Annotated in this window: 10 protein-coding genes and 1 tRNA gene; 1 reads left to right on the forward strand and 10 read right to left on the reverse strand. The window is 43.2% G+C overall.

The window, feature by feature from the left end:
• Positions 1-603: 603 nt before the first annotated feature.
• The 9 genes from DQQ10_RS09605 to DQQ10_RS09645 all read right to left on the reverse strand — a co-directional run bounded on the left by DQQ10_RS09605 (position 604) and on the right by DQQ10_RS09645 (position 12,314).
• Positions 604-903, reverse strand: a complete 300-nt coding sequence (locus tag DQQ10_RS09605; protein WP_112746651.1) for a hypothetical protein — start codon at positions 901-903, stop codon at positions 604-606.
• A 4-nt stretch (positions 904-907) separates the two neighbouring features.
• Positions 908-2,569: an RHS repeat-associated core domain-containing protein gene (locus DQQ10_RS09610; RefSeq protein ID WP_112746652.1), complete on the reverse strand. Its 1,662-nt coding sequence runs from the start codon at positions 2,567-2,569 to the stop codon at positions 908-910.
• Positions 2,566-3,189, reverse strand: a complete 624-nt coding sequence (locus DQQ10_RS09615; protein ID WP_133259599.1) for a hypothetical protein — start codon at positions 3,187-3,189, stop codon at positions 2,566-2,568. The genes DQQ10_RS09610 and DQQ10_RS09615 overlap by 4 nt, the downstream gene beginning before the upstream one ends.
• A 23-nt stretch (positions 3,190-3,212) precedes the next feature.
• Positions 3,213-3,836 (reverse strand): hypothetical protein, encoded by a 624-nt coding sequence (locus tag DQQ10_RS09620; RefSeq protein ID WP_112746654.1) that lies wholly within the window; start codon positions 3,834-3,836, stop codon positions 3,213-3,215.
• Positions 3,837-4,128: 292 nt separating this feature from the next.
• Entirely contained in the window at positions 4,129-7,359 is a 3,231-nt protein-coding gene (locus DQQ10_RS09625) for a hypothetical protein (protein WP_112746655.1), read from the reverse strand.
• Between the two features lie 1,323 nt (positions 7,360-8,682).
• The gene (locus DQQ10_RS09630; RefSeq protein WP_112746656.1) at positions 8,683-8,955 is read right to left on the reverse strand and encodes a helix-turn-helix domain-containing protein; all 273 of its coding nucleotides are present in this window, start codon (positions 8,953-8,955) and stop codon (positions 8,683-8,685) included.
• A gap of 125 nt (positions 8,956-9,080) precedes the next feature.
• A complete protein-coding gene (locus DQQ10_RS09635) occupies positions 9,081-10,121 on the reverse strand; it encodes a site-specific integrase (RefSeq protein ID WP_112746657.1) in 1,041 nt (346 codons plus the stop codon).
• A gap of 448 nt (positions 10,122-10,569) precedes the next feature.
• Positions 10,570-10,643: transfer RNA gene (locus DQQ10_RS09640), tRNA-Asp, on the reverse strand.
• 195 nt (positions 10,644-10,838) lie between these two features.
• Positions 10,839-12,314: a M28 family peptidase gene (locus tag DQQ10_RS09645; protein WP_165823873.1), complete on the reverse strand. Its 1,476-nt coding sequence runs from the start codon at positions 12,312-12,314 to the stop codon at positions 10,839-10,841.
• A 180-nt stretch (positions 12,315-12,494) separates the two neighbouring features.
• Here DQQ10_RS09645 and DQQ10_RS09650 point away from each other — a divergent pair, with 180 nt between their 5' ends.
• Positions 12,495-14,702 carry a S41 family peptidase gene (locus DQQ10_RS09650; protein ID WP_112746659.1) on the forward strand — a complete coding sequence of 736 codons (2,208 nt, stop codon included), beginning with the start codon at positions 12,495-12,497 and terminating at the stop codon, positions 14,700-14,702.
• A gap of 62 nt (positions 14,703-14,764) precedes the next feature.
• Here the strand turns inward: DQQ10_RS09650 and DQQ10_RS09655 are convergent, their stop codons facing one another.
• Entirely contained in the window at positions 14,765-15,820 is a 1,056-nt protein-coding gene (locus tag DQQ10_RS09655; RefSeq protein ID WP_112746660.1) for a PepSY-associated TM helix domain-containing protein, read from the reverse strand.
• Position 15,821: the final 1 nt, after the last annotated feature.

A 15,821-nucleotide genomic window follows, 5' to 3' on the forward strand; every position in this document is an offset into this window, starting at 1 on the left:
GCGGTACCACCATCATACTGTTTGAGAATTGACACGATTTGTGTCTCGGTGAATCGACTTTTCTTCATTGTTCCCTAAAGTTAAAAATTCCTACTTTTGAATTCTTCGCTTTTTAGGGAAGCTTACGCTTGCACGAGGAGAGATAAACACACGATAATAGAACGAGGCATTGCGTCGAAAAAATCAAAACGGTTTTCATTTCAATACTATTTAGGGAATAAAGATATTGGATTATTATTACGTATTAGATCATACGTGTTGCCGGGAGCAGAAGGTGACGGATAAAATTGAATGTATGTATCCTGCCCAAGAATATATGCCGGTAGGCCAATCGTCGGCGCCACCCGTAAATCACCTTCATTTTCGTCACCCCAAAATGATCGCCCAATATATTTTATTTTTTCTGCACCTTTTGCTGTAGCAACAACCAATCTAGCGTAAGTCTTCGACTGTAGGGTGTTTGATTCATTAGCTGGTTCAAGTGTTGTGTGATGGGTTGCCGATAGGGCGACTTGGACCCAACATGCATACAGTCTTCAGACTGCCTTTGATGGACTTATACAACACGCTAGACCTAGACAGCTCATAAATAACAAGCCCAGACTAAACCGGGCTTTGCTCTTTTAATTTCTCTTTCGTCTCGATTACTTTTTGTCTCAACTCTTCTTCATTGTAGTAAACACCTGGGTATTTTACTAAGTCTTCCTGAACATCAGTATATCTGCTAGTTATTTTATCTAATTCAGAAAAAACAAATTGTTCCAACTTGCTTAAATCTTCATCTTTAAGCTCTAAGCTATAGGAGTAATAATACTCATTGCAAAACGTCCAGCCATTCATCTTGCCTAATAAATATTGGTCTATAAGCCAATACAATCTTCGTTTGTCATTCTTTTCAAACATAGCTTTATTTGATTGCTGGCAAAGGCCCTAATGCTCTTGAATCATATTTAAAATGTAAAATAGTATTTGTTGCCTTGTCGAATAAAACTTCCACATTATATAACTTTCCATTCTTCCACATTTGTGAATAGTGCATCATTGCATTTGTTGCTGCCCTTGGATCTTTTACTACTGCCATTGGAGCTTTAATTATATCATCCATTGTTTGTACAGGAATCATCCTTGTAGCTTCATCCATATGCTTTGCTGCAGTTCCTGTAAATTTAAAAAGTTCTTTTCCGCCCTTAGCGGCTTCAACAACCTTCTCGGTCCTCACCACATACTTTCCAACCTTCCCAAAGTCTCCAAGCAATGGGATCATTGCCATGGAGCTGATCGAGGCCATGACATAATCCCCACGATACAAATATAATAACCCGTTTAGTCCATCTGCAACACCAAACGGATCGATCATACCAACGGCGTCCAATGCTGTGTGCGTAAAATTCCATAATTTCTCACGGCGAATACCCGCCTTATAATCTGAATAGGTCTCGTTTGAGTAAGCAACGTAATACTTGTTATTTCGATACTGAACAAAATCACCAGATCGATGTCGGACTAATCGATTCGGTTCGTAATTCGATTGATAACCAGGTATCGGCAAAAATCCTAACTTACCAATATCATCATCCGACGTGTAAGATGCACTTGAGAGATATCCACCTTCACCAAAATTGAAAGTTAGAGCGCCGTTGAATTTATCCCAATCAATGTCGATGATCAGATTTCTAGATTTACCAGCAGAAAGTTGGCTAAATCCATAACCTCCGTACATGCTTCCACCACCTCCGCCGCCGTAATCTGATGGCGTCATACTAATCGCCCAGCCATTACCTTCCAGCATACTCGACCTTGCGTCTATCATCTCCCTACCAAAATTGTTGCTCATGTACGCATAACCGCCTGAGGGATCGTTACCCATCACGGGGCTATTTAACGCATAGTTGTATGGCGTTGAAGACGCGAAACTTGTGGCATAAGGATCTACCTGTAACATTCTGCCCAACGCAGGATCGTAGCCGCGGTAGAACATCTCGTACCAGCCTGAAGTTTTGTTCAACTCATTACCGGCATTGTAAAGAAAGCTGTTGGTATTGTTCTCGCGTGTCCAACTTGTTTCGGCTTCTAGCCCAAAGGGATAATAATCGTTGTATTGGATAACATTACTCTTGGTGAGCGTGATGTACAGGTCATCGAAGTAGACAAAGTTAGCGGAGTCAATATTGTCGTAGCTCAAGAATACGAACATGTATCCGGCTTCTTTGATCTTGATATCGGAAATATAATTTCTGTTCTTTTGCCAGGTTGTTGCATCGACAAGCTTAAAACCGAGGTCAAGCATATTGTAGTTTTTGTCGAACAGAAAATAATTCAGATACGCTGCCGGCTGATCATCGCCTTCGTTGCCGCCAAGCGGTATGGCGTTAAGTCCGGTATTCACGCCGTTGTAGATCATACCGCTTTCGCCGGGTGCGCCATTCACACCGCCGAATGCGCTCGCGATTGCCGTGATCAAATTTGGTGTCGATGCCGACAGTGTTCCAAAACCACTATTCCCTTCGTGATAGGAATAGACTTCGAGGTCTACCTCGTCGCCCGGGTATACTTTCAAACTTTTCGTCATGGCCCTTTCTTCCGCATGGGAAACTCAAATCCCGTTCGCACATTCACCACATCGCTATAAGGACTTTTATGTTCGTAGTGAAATAATCGCAGCATCACCATCGACGTACCGCGAACACCCCCGAAGAATTTGTAATCTTTTTTGATCCCGACAAACGCACCTGGTACCCACTGACGATTGGAATAATCACCGCTCGTTCTTTGTATCATCGGCGGTACGGGCGCATTCATCATTTCGAATTCTACACGCGGAGAAAATCCTTTGCCAATTTTATACTCCGAGAAACTACGGATACCATATACGCGCGGCAATGCAGAAAATCCGTCGCGTTTTTTATTGTAAGCAACACGATGATTCCAGCCTAGTCCTGCAGTGAGTTTTCCATTGAAGCGATAACCCGCAGCGGCGTTGAAGTCCACGAGAACATACTCACCCCTCCCATGCACCTGTAGCGTAAGTGAAGGAATGATTCTTTCGATCAGTGGCTTACCGCGCATTTCGTTCGGACGTTGTTTCGGAATATCACTCAAGCTATTCAAACTCGAATATTTCTTTTTCAACTTCGCCATCTTGTCCATCGCTTCTTGTAGCACTTGCTCTTTACCAGCAAAGTGATTCACTGCTTGCTGAACCTGCTGCGTAGCTATCTCTTTCGCTTCTGTTCATTTGCTTGCATCTGCGGCACATCGCCCATCAACGATTTCGCATCGGGTGTCGCTGGCAATCCTGCAGCCTCTACCGCTTTGCCTTCAAGGGTACCTGGCAAATTGTTAACATCACCCAGTGCCCCCGTGACTTCTTTAATATCGCCTAGCCCTTCCGTCACTTTTCCGAGTTCGCCTACTTTACCGAGTTCACCACCTAATTCGCCAACCTTACCCAAACCATTTAAATCAGGAACGTTTCCTATCTCTCCCACCGGCGACGACACTGTTGTGTTGAATCCATCAAGATTTTTTAACGGATTATCCGGCAACGACAATTCAGGAATATTTAAATCCTTTACGGGCAGCTGAAACGTCTCCATCTTTTGCGTGACAACTGCCCCCTTAGACTGCAATTCATTTGGCAAACCGAGATCGGCAACACCTTTCGAGGCCTTCTTTTTTAATGCGGTCATTTTTTTATCGAGCGCTGCTACTGCTGCTTTGCGCTTTGTATCGATACTATCGAGTTCATGCGTGACTTTGTCGGTGTTCAGATTAAGTGACCGTAAGCTATCGAGCTTGTTCGTAACTTTTGCACGCGAGGCGTCGAGCGAGTCCATCTTGGTTTTGTACCTCGCTTTTAAATGATCAGCTTGACCATAGAAAGATTGTTGGATGGAATCGAGTTGTTAGATTTTGGATTGACGAGTGAATCCAGTGATGGCATTGAAATTCGCAATGAATCAGGCACCTGATGCTTTATTTGATTCGTGGATCCTAGCATAATTTCGTTAATCTGCTATCCGAGCGTAAGCCAAGAAGAAGTCCACCACGGATTTGATTGGTGAAGCACTCCAAATAAAAAAGTCAATCCCAAAACGGATTGACTTTTTTATTCAACATTGAAACAAGCTATTCAACCTGGTTTCGTAGATAATTCAAGACAGCATCATCGAACGCATCATCATAATCAACATCCGTTGGTTGACGTTCAGCATACGCCCAGTACGCGTAATGAGCCTCATAGGTAGACATTCCGGCGTCAATGTACTCTTGACACGCAGCGGCAGCATCTGTGGCATTACTTCCACTGATTTGATGAAAGTAGCCACCTTGTTTGAATGCTCCACCAACCAGCTCAACACTACCAAGCTGCGATGCCGTAAGCGCAACGGTTGGTTCTGTAGAATTACTGTAAACATAAGTCAGCCCATTGGTCAAATCACTCACGCGCAGGTAAACGCTACCCTCACTGGCGATGCCATACTTCACAGCAAATTCGAATCTGAGACGCTTTGTGCCCGTGTATAGTATTGGTGTGCCTCCATCTTCATACGGAACGCCGTTGTGTGTTGCCATCCAGTATTTACTTGATCCACCAGCGGAATGCACATTGTGACAAAAGATAATCGCACCTGCGGGAGCTTTGATAGGAGTTCCCGCTCCCTTATCCTGCACGTATTGATCAGCTCTCGCAATCTCAATCGCAAAAATTGGGTGATTGGTTGTATAGCCAGGTGCACTACCTGGATGATCCTGGTGTATGATGTATTGCAATGGCGGCGCTGGCATTGAGTCGATCTCAACTTCCCACGTGATATTTCGTTTTGTCCCCAGCTGAGTCATTGGCTGCCACTTTAAGTAATACTCAGCCCTTCTTTCAATTAAGTTGAGGTTTGCAGGTGACACACCGTTGGTAAAGTTTCGCTTAAGCTTAAAAAACTTTTTACTGTTTCGCGTTACGATACTGTAAGTCGGATCACTTGAAGTATTAATCGCCTTTTCCCAATCAGGAGCACCTCTGTTCCATAGTGTCTGATCAGAGACACCGTCCTTCACCGCAATTGTTGAATTCGGTTGGAAAGCCGGATCGTGAATGAACGCACAGCTTGGCACATAGGCTTCTGCCGCTGCAGTCTGACGTATACGAATAAAATGCGTCTGACCAGCAGGTCTTCTTACTGCGGCAGTGCCCGTCGCGATTGCAGTCAACGTCAATTGAGATAAAGTCTCTGCTGGTGAAGTCACCCGGTACAATGAAGCAAAGTGCTCACTATCTTTTCCTGAGTTGGCAGGCTGTTCATATAAGTCCTCCACCTTCGCGAATGTTACGCCGCCAGTACCTGTGAGGCTTTGTGTGCTACCCCAGCTGTAAGCGTCAGTGTTTGCACCAGACGCGGCAATGACAAGATCATCGTTTCTTAGTGCAAGATGTCTGTTCGCAAGCGCGCTCCAATTCAGCGACATGGCCACTGTATTGCTTGCAAAATTATTTCCGCCGTCTACAACATCGACGTACACTGTCGCAGCCTCATCGCGTGAGAAAACCAAGATCTGCCCGGAAATATGATCTGCTCGCGTCGATGCTGGTTCAAGATCAATTTCAACGGAGGTACGCGTTGTATCCGCCGTGTCTGCGATCTTGAAAAAAGTATTAAACAATGTCGGACCTACATCTGACCCTGCTTCATCATGATTCGACAAAGACTCTGCAAGGCGTTTGAAGCCAAGGCCACTCGGTGTCTTCGGACGACACTCTGCATGTTTCGAGACAACGTTCATGATGATAATATCACCAACACTGATACCCGAAGGTACCGGAATGAAAGCTTTCGTGGTACCTTCAATATTTTGTCCAAGCGTACCAATTAATTTTCTGGTCACCTTCTTGAACGATTGAAGTCCCTGACGTAGTCGTATAAACAACGTTGCACCTGAAACACCACCACCTACCGGAGCGGTCGTATAGTTAAATTGATGGGTGATCAGAACTTCGCCACTTCCACTTGTGACCGGACTTTCCGTTACTAATAAACCTGAATGATATCCTCCCGAAGATCTGCTATCAATCACTTCCGCAACCGTACCAAAAGAAATCCCTGTAGCAGACGTTACATTATCCTGCACAGCTGATGTACTTTCGTTATGCGCCGTCGAACACAAGATCACATCACCCGCGGTAAGATTTAGAACGCTTTCAGCCTGAGCATTGTACGCAACGCTTCCACCTGTATCATCTTTCCCAATCGCAAATGCAAGTTGCCAATGTAGATCGACATCTTTTGCATAGACCATTGGTCTACACAAACCATTGTTTCCAGTTGCTGATGCCGCAGTAATCGGCAATGTTTGACCGCCTTCTGATCCATCGGCTATCTTGTACCACACCGTCATTCTGATGGGCCCTGAATCCACACCGTTAGCACCCGCACCACCAATATATTCACCTGCTTTTGTAAAGCCTGCAGTGACCATCGTTGGTGCCTGCGTTGAACGTTTACTCGCTAATGGAACAACGATCAACATGCCAGCCGTGATTCCACTCGGCAATACTGGAGACCAGCTTGAAGAACCATTCGTGTGACTACTCACGTCATGAAGAGAAATAGGTTGAATTGAACGCTCACGTATTCTCATGAAAACTGTCGCCCCGGATACACCTGCAGCATTTGCCGGAGTCCCACCAAAAGTATACTGACTTGTCACGGCACCTGCGCCGGTTCCAGATGAAACAGAAGCGTGCGTAACGAGCAGAGAACTATGATTCCCACCTGAAGATCTGTTATCGACAATCTTAGAAAGTCCGGTGAACGCGAACCCCGTCGCCCTTGTGTTATTAGCAAGACCATTTACACCTGTCCCAGATGTGGCATTAGATGATTGCGTTCCATCTGTTTGAGATGTAAGACACAATACATAGTCACCAACGTTCATATCTAAGTTTGTCTCTGACGTGGCCAGGTATAGCGTGGATCCACCCGTATCATCTTTTCCCTTCGAAAATTGAAGATCCCAAAGTTTGTTATCGTCTTTCTTATAAACGATTGGACGACAAACACCATTGTTACCACTTGCAGATGTTGCACTAATCGCAAGCGTTTGACCACTTTCATTTCCTTCAGCAACTTTGTACCACACTGTTATGCGCGCGGGGCCGGAATCGGCGCCATTTGAACCCGCTCCACCGATATACTCAGCTCCTTTCACATAACCTGCAGACAACATCGTCGGCGCCTGCGTTGAAAGTTTATTTGCTAGTGGTACAACAATTAACATTCCTGCTTTAATGCCAGGAGGAAGTACCGGAGACCATGATGTTGAGCCGCTGACTGCAGCGCTCAACGCGTGTTGAATAATAGACATCGTTATTAATATTTATGTTTTACTTTTTAAATACTTTTTAATAGTCGCGCTTGTGAGTTACTGCAATCGACATAATTATCACGAAGTACATTCGCACTTGTACTGATCATCAGATGACACATAACGGTTAACTTTTCTTATGACGTTAATTGATACCTACGATAATTATCACTGCTGATAATTCCGTCCGACAATTCAAAGATGATTTAAGAGAGTGTCAACGACTGACAACAAAAACGAATCAACGATTCAACAAAAAATAATAACGTGTCAACGAGTGTAAATCAGGAAGTTGCAGTTCATAAAGATTCTGAGATTCCGTTGATGACTGGAATGCATTAGAAAATAAAAAAAGAAAAGGGCGTGAAATTAGTTCGCGAAATTCAACGCTACATTTGACTACCGGTGCAGCACCGCAAAAAAATATGATGCAAGTTATCATGTGGGTATTAAGGACATTAAGACTCGTCATTATTATCCACAACGACTGGCACGTGATCTTGCATTCGTGGCGAAGTGTGATCGAACCCCAGTGCCGAAATCTTGCACACTTATTAGTGACGGCAATGTATTATCCTATCGAGGATATTCAAACGAAGCACTTTGGGAGGTTTACGATCAGCTTTATGGCAATATTTCGAACCTATATATCGGTGCTGCCGTAGATAGTTCGTCCTGTATTGGTGAGTATCAATTTTGTGCAACTAACAGAAGCATCAATCTTACACAAGGTCTTTTTTTATAGGAGCTATTGAGCTTGTGTCATGGTCCTTATCAATGTCCGCAAACAAACTGAAAGAAGTTATTTAAATCAACGCAACAAAAATGAAACGTCATAGCCGATGCCATTTCGTTTTTCAATGACATGAGCATACCGCAATATTTTTTGAGCAAATGCTGTATTAGAGATTTCATTGATTACAAACTGCTTATCACCAGCCTTCAATTCACAACTGTGATATAACAGCCAATGAAACAGTTAACATGTTCTATACCAGGCGAATTCGAACCATTAGACAAGGTTGTGAATCCGATGACTGGCGAGAGTGATTTTAGCAATTTTAGATTGGAAAATCTCAGAACTTGATACGAAGCAAAGATCCTCAATCAACACAAGTGGTTCTTAACTTATCAAAAAAGCAAAATAGCGCCTATGATTCTCATTCTTGACTTACGTAATTTCGTTTGCCATTTGATCGAATACTTTTCGGGGTACAATTCGGCGTATCTGTTCCTGAGGCCAAGGGAGATATTAAAGGCTGTCAGTCTAGGGCAAAATTTGAATTCCATTGGTAACTATTTCGGTTAGCACAGTCGCGACCTTCATTCTTCATTTTTCTTTCGAATGAGAATTCGTTCAATCTCTTCAATATCGTAGAATAACACTCCACCAAGTTTTGTAAAAGGGATCTGTCCCGTGATTCTAAGGTGTTGAAGAGTACCAGGAGAAATGCCAAGCATTTTTCTGACCTGTTGAGACTTCAGCCACCGTTGATGTTGCACTTTCGAAGATTGCGTAAGCAGTGTTCTTATCTCATTGAGAAGATCTTTTTTAAATTGCTCAAGATCTTCTAGCGTAATAATAGTAGCGGCCATATTCCATTGATTAAAAAAAGGGGAAGAGATAAAAAATTAGCATATCGATCCAGTTACAAAGGGTTCTAGAACCGAACCAAACAACCAATTCTGAACCCTCCCCTAATCAATCCGCCCACGACACTTCACTCATCCTCCTTGTTTAATATCTTCGAAACTTTTCTCGGCAGTGCATCCATGTCGTCGCTTAATTTTTGCTGAACCACCTTCGCGTAAATTTGCGTGGTTGATATTTTTGTATGCCCAAGCATTTTGCTTACTGATTCAATAGGCACACCATTGGAAAGCGAAACGGTAGTAGCAAAAGTGTGACGGGCGAGATGAAATGTCAACTCCTTAGAAATGTCACATGCAGCTGCTATTTCCTTTAAATAACTGTTCATCTTTTGATTGGATATACTAGGAAAGACTTTACCTCGTGGCGCAGCTTCTGGATGTGAATCATACTTTTTAATAATGTTCTCTGGTTCTGAGAGCAATGGCAAGCGAACTTCAATTTTACTTTTTTGTCGTTCGAAGGTAAGCCATCGCTTACCTCCGACACCTTCAATAACTGACTGACGTGAAAGCTTCACTACATCCACGTATGCAAGCCCCGTGAAAAAACTAAAAATAAAATAGTCCTTAACGAGCTCAAGCCTTTTCATGGCAAAGTGTTTCTCCTTAATTCGAACTAGTTCTGGCCAAGTAAGAACTTCGCGTTCTTTCCATTTAAATGTGCATTTAAATTCCGCCAATGGATTTTCTTTGTATCCAACCTTTCTGACACTTTCGTTCAGAATCTTCTTGAGCATCCTGATATATTTCATCGAAATATTATGGCCAAGGTTTTTAGAACGTAGAAAGTACTCAGACTCAGTCGCAAAAGAATAACCAAGCTCGTAAAGAGCGACATCCCTCCGTTTTAGGTGCTCCTTGATAAAGCACTCAACTTTAGAATATAGTGTATTAAACTTCGTCCAGGTAGCTTTTGAAAAATTAGTTCCTATACGCCTGTGCAGATCCGCGTTGTGAAATGAGATCGTATCCAGCAAGCTAAACTTCTTTACTTCAACACCGAGATATTTGTTCTTAATAATCTCTGCAGAAATAATTGCTTTCTCAAATTTGAGTTGATTGAAAACATTGATTAGCTCTGATTTCACTACCGAGATTTCGTGGTTCATATCACGAGACTCTTGTGTGTTGCCTTTCAACTTGCCGTGGACTGCGTCCCACTTCGCGATTTCTAATTTTCGATTGAGTGAAATTTAAGTGCGTTCTCCATCAACGGTTATGCGCGCATATAACACTCCAGTACCTGATACATTGGAACGCTTTGCAAGCCAAATGAGAATTGAAAATGTTTGATTGGTAGTCATATAAACTGGTTTAAAATGTTTTCCGAGTAATTCCATTCATCTTGCATCGAAATGATGCGAGATGACTCGGCAAGCATTTGGTTACCAGTTAGTTGTACGTAATTCGGTTACCTTTTGTGGCTACCATAAATTGGTAACCGAATTGGTAACCGAACAAAGCGATTTAAGCGACTTCAAACGGTATGTATAAAAACAAAAAACCGCTTAAATCATTCGATTTAAGCGGTTTTCAATTCTTTTGATTCGTATCTTGCGGTCCGGACGGGACTCGAACCCGCGACCTCCTGCGTGACAGGCAGGCATTCTAACCAGCTGAACTACCGGACCTTCCTTTCCATTTTTGCTGCCTCTTTTTGAGAAACCGTCCAAATGGGAGTGCAAAGATAGTTTTTGAAGTCGTTTCTCCAAACTAACCGCTAAAGATTTTTAAGGATTGTTTCATTTTTTTCGTACTTGAAGCACATCCGCACATCTAATTGACCAGTTCATCAGTTGCAAACCCATGAAACATCTAGCGATCACTCACTTACCATAAAGCTTCTTGCTCTCCAATTCGAATTTATCGCCGGCGGTCCATACGGGTTTCTGAGGTTGATTGCAAAGTAGATGATTTGCGTAAACAAATGACCTGAAGAATTTTATGAGATAATTAAAATCCAGGGTCGAAACTTCATCCGCAGGCTGGTGATAGTACTTCATAAGTTGTTCATCGAATGCCTTCGTGCCTGGAGAGAAATCGATGGCTGGAATTCCCTTGGCAGCGAAACTATAATTGTCGGATCGCTCATAAAGATTTTGTTCCGGCATCGGATCAGTCGCCGCCTTTAATCCAAACTTGCTGCAGGCCTTTGTCAAATTTTCTTGAAACGAAGTCCGCTCCAATCCAATAATTGTGGCCATCGTTGTGTCATTGTAGCCTGCACCGTCGCAATTAAAATTGAACACCGTTTGATTTAAAGGTACTAATGGGTGTGCTACATACCATAAACTTCCAAGCATACCAACTTCTTCGGCAGTCAGCGCCATGAAAAGAACAGAGCGCTTTGGCGGAAACTTCGAAAGAAATTTTGCAGCTTCCATCATTGCGACTGTGCCTATTGCATTATCGCGAGCGCCATTAAAAATACTATCGGGTTTACTATTCGGATTCACGCCGACGTGATCGTAGTGTGCGGATATTACAACGAACTCATTCTTTAGTTTAGCGTCAGTTCCTTCAACCATCGCGATCACATTTTTCGCACGGATTTCCTTTCTATTCGTTCCTCGAACTTTTAAGCTCCCCGATGCACGCTGCGTTTTCTTCAGCGCAGTGATGGCCGCATTGTCACTGTTTTTCATCCAAAGATGCGGTAGAGCAAAACCTTTTTTCAACGAGATTCTTTCCTTGCTAAGATGCTCCGCGACACCCAACCATGGTATCCCAGGCAAAGCCTGAATTTCAACCAGTGCTTTGGCACCAAGCTCATGCGCGAGTTCAGTTTTCACGACCGCATCATGCAGGAACGCTTTAGCAAGATTATTCTCTCCAGCATTTCCAGTATAGGTCACAACAATTTTGTCCTTCACTTTCGCCTTCATCATCTCATCGCGTGAACCATAACCGGCGAATACAATCTCTCCCGCAATACTAACGGAGTCCCCTCCCATCAATGCCACGTCATCCTTCATCTTGAACAATTGTCCATTCACAACAAATTCGATATCCTTAGGCGCTTTCATGGACTGCAATTCCATTGATTGAAAATAACGATCCGCACCCGGCAGCGTCTTTAGCCCTTGCTGTTTAAAGAAGGATGCTATATAGTTAGCGGCAATGTCGATTTCAGGTGAGCCTGTATTGCGGCCACGCATTTCATCTGCTGCCAGAAACGTGAGATGTGCCTCAACATCTTGAATGAGCACAGTGTTTGCAACATCATTCACCGGGTCATTTTGCGCCGACAATGAAATCACAAAACCAGTAACGAAACCAACAAGTAAAATTCTTTTCATCATAAAATCTGCACGAAGTTTTCTAAAGATAAAAATTTCGAAGTAATCAACGTGTGCAAAAGTCATAAACTCTTTATCTGTTCCACTGCGTTCACTGATACAAGTCCAACGTTGTAAAAGAAAATTGTGCTGCTTTGAAAAATCCTAAAAATCATTTTCATTCGTAAAATTCAATACCCCGTTATGAAAAGACTCTCCTTTCTACTCATCATCATTTTCCCTTCAGCGATATTGGCGCAACCCACGACTGATTATAAAAAGCTTTCAAACGCCTGCGAGTTGTGGGGACTTATAAAATACTTCCATCCATCAAAGCCAGGGAATACATTCGATTCGGCATTTGCAGCACAGGTTCCGGCAATGTTAAACGCTAAAACGGATGCGGAGTGGGAAACAATTCTTTCAGGTTGGCTCACTTCCCTTCACGATGACGCTACGCGAATCGTCGGCAAAGATGCAGAACTGACTGAGGGTATTATGAAAGCGGAGTTCATTCAAGACAGTGTCTTACTGGTGACAGTCTCGGGACCAACGATATTCAATGATTGGAATGGTGCTGTGGAGCTGGGCAGAAAAGTAATTGAGCAATCTCGTCGTGCAAGAGGTGTTATTTTTGATTTTCGCCAACCTGGATTGATGACGCGGTATCAAGGGTACTTAGCCTCGGTATTTGATTACGCTGGCCTGTCGAAACATTTCGGCACAGCAACAGTGCTGCAGACACGAAATCTTTATTATTCTGGATTTACGCCAGAACGCGGAGGAACATCTGGCGGTTACTCCACAAACTACGTTATGAAAGATTTTACATTAACCGGAAACTATTCATCCAGCGACCCGAAAACGGTGTGGATTGTGAATGAGTTCAGCGAGTTGCCTGCCACAGCGCTAGCACAACAACAAGCGGGAGCGGGATTTATCGTAAGCGCTAACGAAAAAATCGGAGACTTACTTTCATTAACAAATACGTTTAAATTTTCCGACAATATCACGGTAAAGTATCGAACAGACGAAGTAGTCGGCACGCAATTATTGACAGCAGATTACGTATATAAACCAAATGAAGATCCAGTAAAAAAAGCACAAGCAATTATTCTTGGTAAATTAGCATTTCCGAAGAACGTTGCGACCATTCCTACCATTGCTCCTGCGAAGCCAACGATTTATCCGTCCGAAAAATTTCCCACCGTTGGGTATCGTCTTCTTGCAGCGGCCAAGATCTACGCGGTGATTCATAATTTTTTTCCTTACCACCAATACATGGACAAAAATTGGAGGACAGTTCTTGATGAATCTTTACCCGCATTTATAAGCGCGCAGAATGCCGTTGAGTATGGCTACGCTGTGGCAAAGATGTATGTGAATATTCAAGACTCCCACGGTTTTCAAAATGGCAACATGGCATTGACTGAAATGCGTGGACAGGCGCCGTCACCGTTGTATGCTGACTTCATTGAAGGCAAAGTGATTGTTTCGGGTATTCGTAATGATTCAGTTTGCAAGGCACTCGGCATTTCGATTGGTGATGAAATTCTTAAGGTGAATGGGGTACCGACGGAAAAACTAATGGAAAAGTACGCCCAATACTATAGTCATTCCACGCCACAAGCTGTAACCAAGCTAGCCGTTCAATATTGCGTGCGTGGCAATGAGGGCGCAGAAGGCGTTCTTACTTTACGAAATGAAAGCGGAAAATCGCGCGATATAAAAATTACGTGGACTGAAGAGCATAATAAATTTTCAAAAGAAAGCTTCAAACATCAAGAAATCGAATTGATTACTCCAGATGTAGGTTATGCAGATCTCTCGCGTCTAAGACCAGATCAAGTTGATAGTATGTTCGAAAAATTCAAAAACACGAAGGCCATCATCTTTGACATGCGCGGATATCCTAATGGCACGGCCTGGACAATCGCGCCTCGCCTCACCGAGAAACAAAACGTAGCATTGGCAATTTTTAGGCGCCCTGAAGTTCTATCACCGAACACCATTCGTGGGGAAATGCTGTCGTACAAATCTTTCACAGAGTTCGTTCAGACGGTTCCGCCGTCAAGTTTATGGAAGTATAAGGGTAAGACCGTGATGCTGATAAACCAGGACGCCGTAAGTCAGGCGGAGCACACTGGACTATTCTTTGAAGCTGTGAACAATACAACATTCATAGGCAGCGCTACGGTGGGCGCTAACGGCGACGTCACCAACTTTCAGATCCCTGGTTCAATATTTCTTTACTTCAGCGGTCAGGGTGTATGGCACGCCGATGGCAGGCAGCTTCAACGCTTGGGATTGCAACCCCATGTCCTCGTGAGGCCAACAATTAAGGGAATTCGAAAAGGAAAAGATGAAGTATTTGACATGGCGTTAGCATGGATTAAAAAAAATGTAAAGTAGGTGCGATTGTTTTTGCTGAAGTGCAAAGTTTACGTCCTGAGAAAACTCATGCTAAAATAATTTCACCTATTTTTTTTGCGCCTCAACCATAAAAGGATTCCTGTAACGCAGAGTATCCCTGGTATAAATCCACTGATGCAATAGACGATTTTTACAATCATGCCGCCATAATGCCCCGAGTGTAAAGGAAAAATCAAGGCAGAAAATTTTTCCGCGTTGGGCTTGTCCGAAACGAAACTCGCCTGAAAGTTCTTTCCATCAAAAATAATCTGGTCGTTATAGTCGCCGAACAAAAAAGAAGGCTCATCAATATAGCCTGCAATGTAACTCAAGCTATCGGTTTGTGTGGGCAGAAAAAATTCAACGGCATGGTATGATGGATATTTTTTCTTAATTCCTTCTAACGTCTTATCAATTGAGAAATGAATCGGACCACTCTTGAATTTCCAATGCTCCCGATCAAAGTTAGTCTCTGTAAAAGCATATTTCATCATGAGGAATGCTGTAATGGCCATCATGAGCATAAACAGCAACGACCAAACGCCGATGATGCGATGTAGACTTGAAGATCCCTTACGCCAATTTTTGAAGTCAAACTTTACCTTGAATTGCAATACCTTACCGATGTATTTGCGATACACGACAATGCCAGTCAGTAAAGAAATAATCATCGTGATGGATAACACAGCAACAGCAAGATCGCCCCATACAGGCACAGCGAAAGTGTAGTGAAAGATGAGGAGCCAATCAGCGATGTGGTCATAACGTTCTCCGCTGTGTAGCAGTGTTCCAGTGAATGGATCAATGAACGCTTTATATTGAATGCCGTCATCCATCATAAAAAATTGAAAAGTTGCCTGATGTGATTGAGGCAATTCATTGAAGCCAACAAAGTCCATTTCCGGAAACGTATTCCTGGCAATCACCAACGCGCTGTCGAGAGAAATTCTACTTCCGTTTCCTGCACTCACGAGAAGGTCATTGTACACAAAAGACTCCAGTTCATGTGAAAAGACAAGGATAGAACCGGATATGCCAATAAGCAACAAAGCTATACCGGAGACAATTCCGGTATAGCTATGAATTTTAAAGATAAGCCTATGAAAGCGATTACGCATT

The organism is Pseudochryseolinea flava (assembly GCF_003286915.1).
GTDB classification, from domain to species: Bacteria; Bacteroidota; Bacteroidia; order Cytophagales; family Cyclobacteriaceae; genus Ohtaekwangia; species Ohtaekwangia flava.

Bases quoted from the DNA above. Each gene is read 5' to 3' on its own strand.
- DQQ10_RS09605 (WP_112746651.1), bottom strand. From the start codon at position 903: ATGTTTGAAAAGAATGACAAACGAAGATTGTATTGGCTTATAGACCAA.
- DQQ10_RS09610 (WP_112746652.1), bottom strand. From the start codon at position 2,569: ATGACGAAAAGTTTGAAAGTATACCCGGGCGACGAGGTAGACCTCGAA.
- DQQ10_RS09620 (WP_112746654.1), bottom strand. From the start codon at position 3,836: ATGGACTCGCTCGACGCCTCGCGTGCAAAAGTTACGAACAAGCTCGAT.
- DQQ10_RS09625 (WP_112746655.1), bottom strand. From the start codon at position 7,359: ATGTCTATTATTCAACACGCGTTGAGCGCTGCAGTCAGCGGCTCAACA.
- DQQ10_RS09630 (WP_112746656.1), bottom strand. From the start codon at position 8,955: ATGGCCGCTACTATTATTACGCTAGAAGATCTTGAGCAATTTAAAAAA.
- DQQ10_RS09635 (WP_112746657.1), bottom strand. From the start codon at position 10,121: ATGAACCACGAAATCTCGGTAGTGAAATCAGAGCTAATCAATGTTTTC.
- DQQ10_RS09645 (WP_165823873.1), bottom strand. From the start codon at position 12,314: ATGATGAAAAGAATTTTACTTGTTGGTTTCGTTACTGGTTTTGTGATT.
- DQQ10_RS09650 (WP_112746659.1), top strand. From the start codon at position 12,495: ATGAAAAGACTCTCCTTTCTACTCATCATCATTTTCCCTTCAGCGATA.
- DQQ10_RS09655 (WP_112746660.1), bottom strand. From the start codon at position 15,820: ATGCGTAATCGCTTTCATAGGCTTATCTTTAAAATTCATAGCTATACC.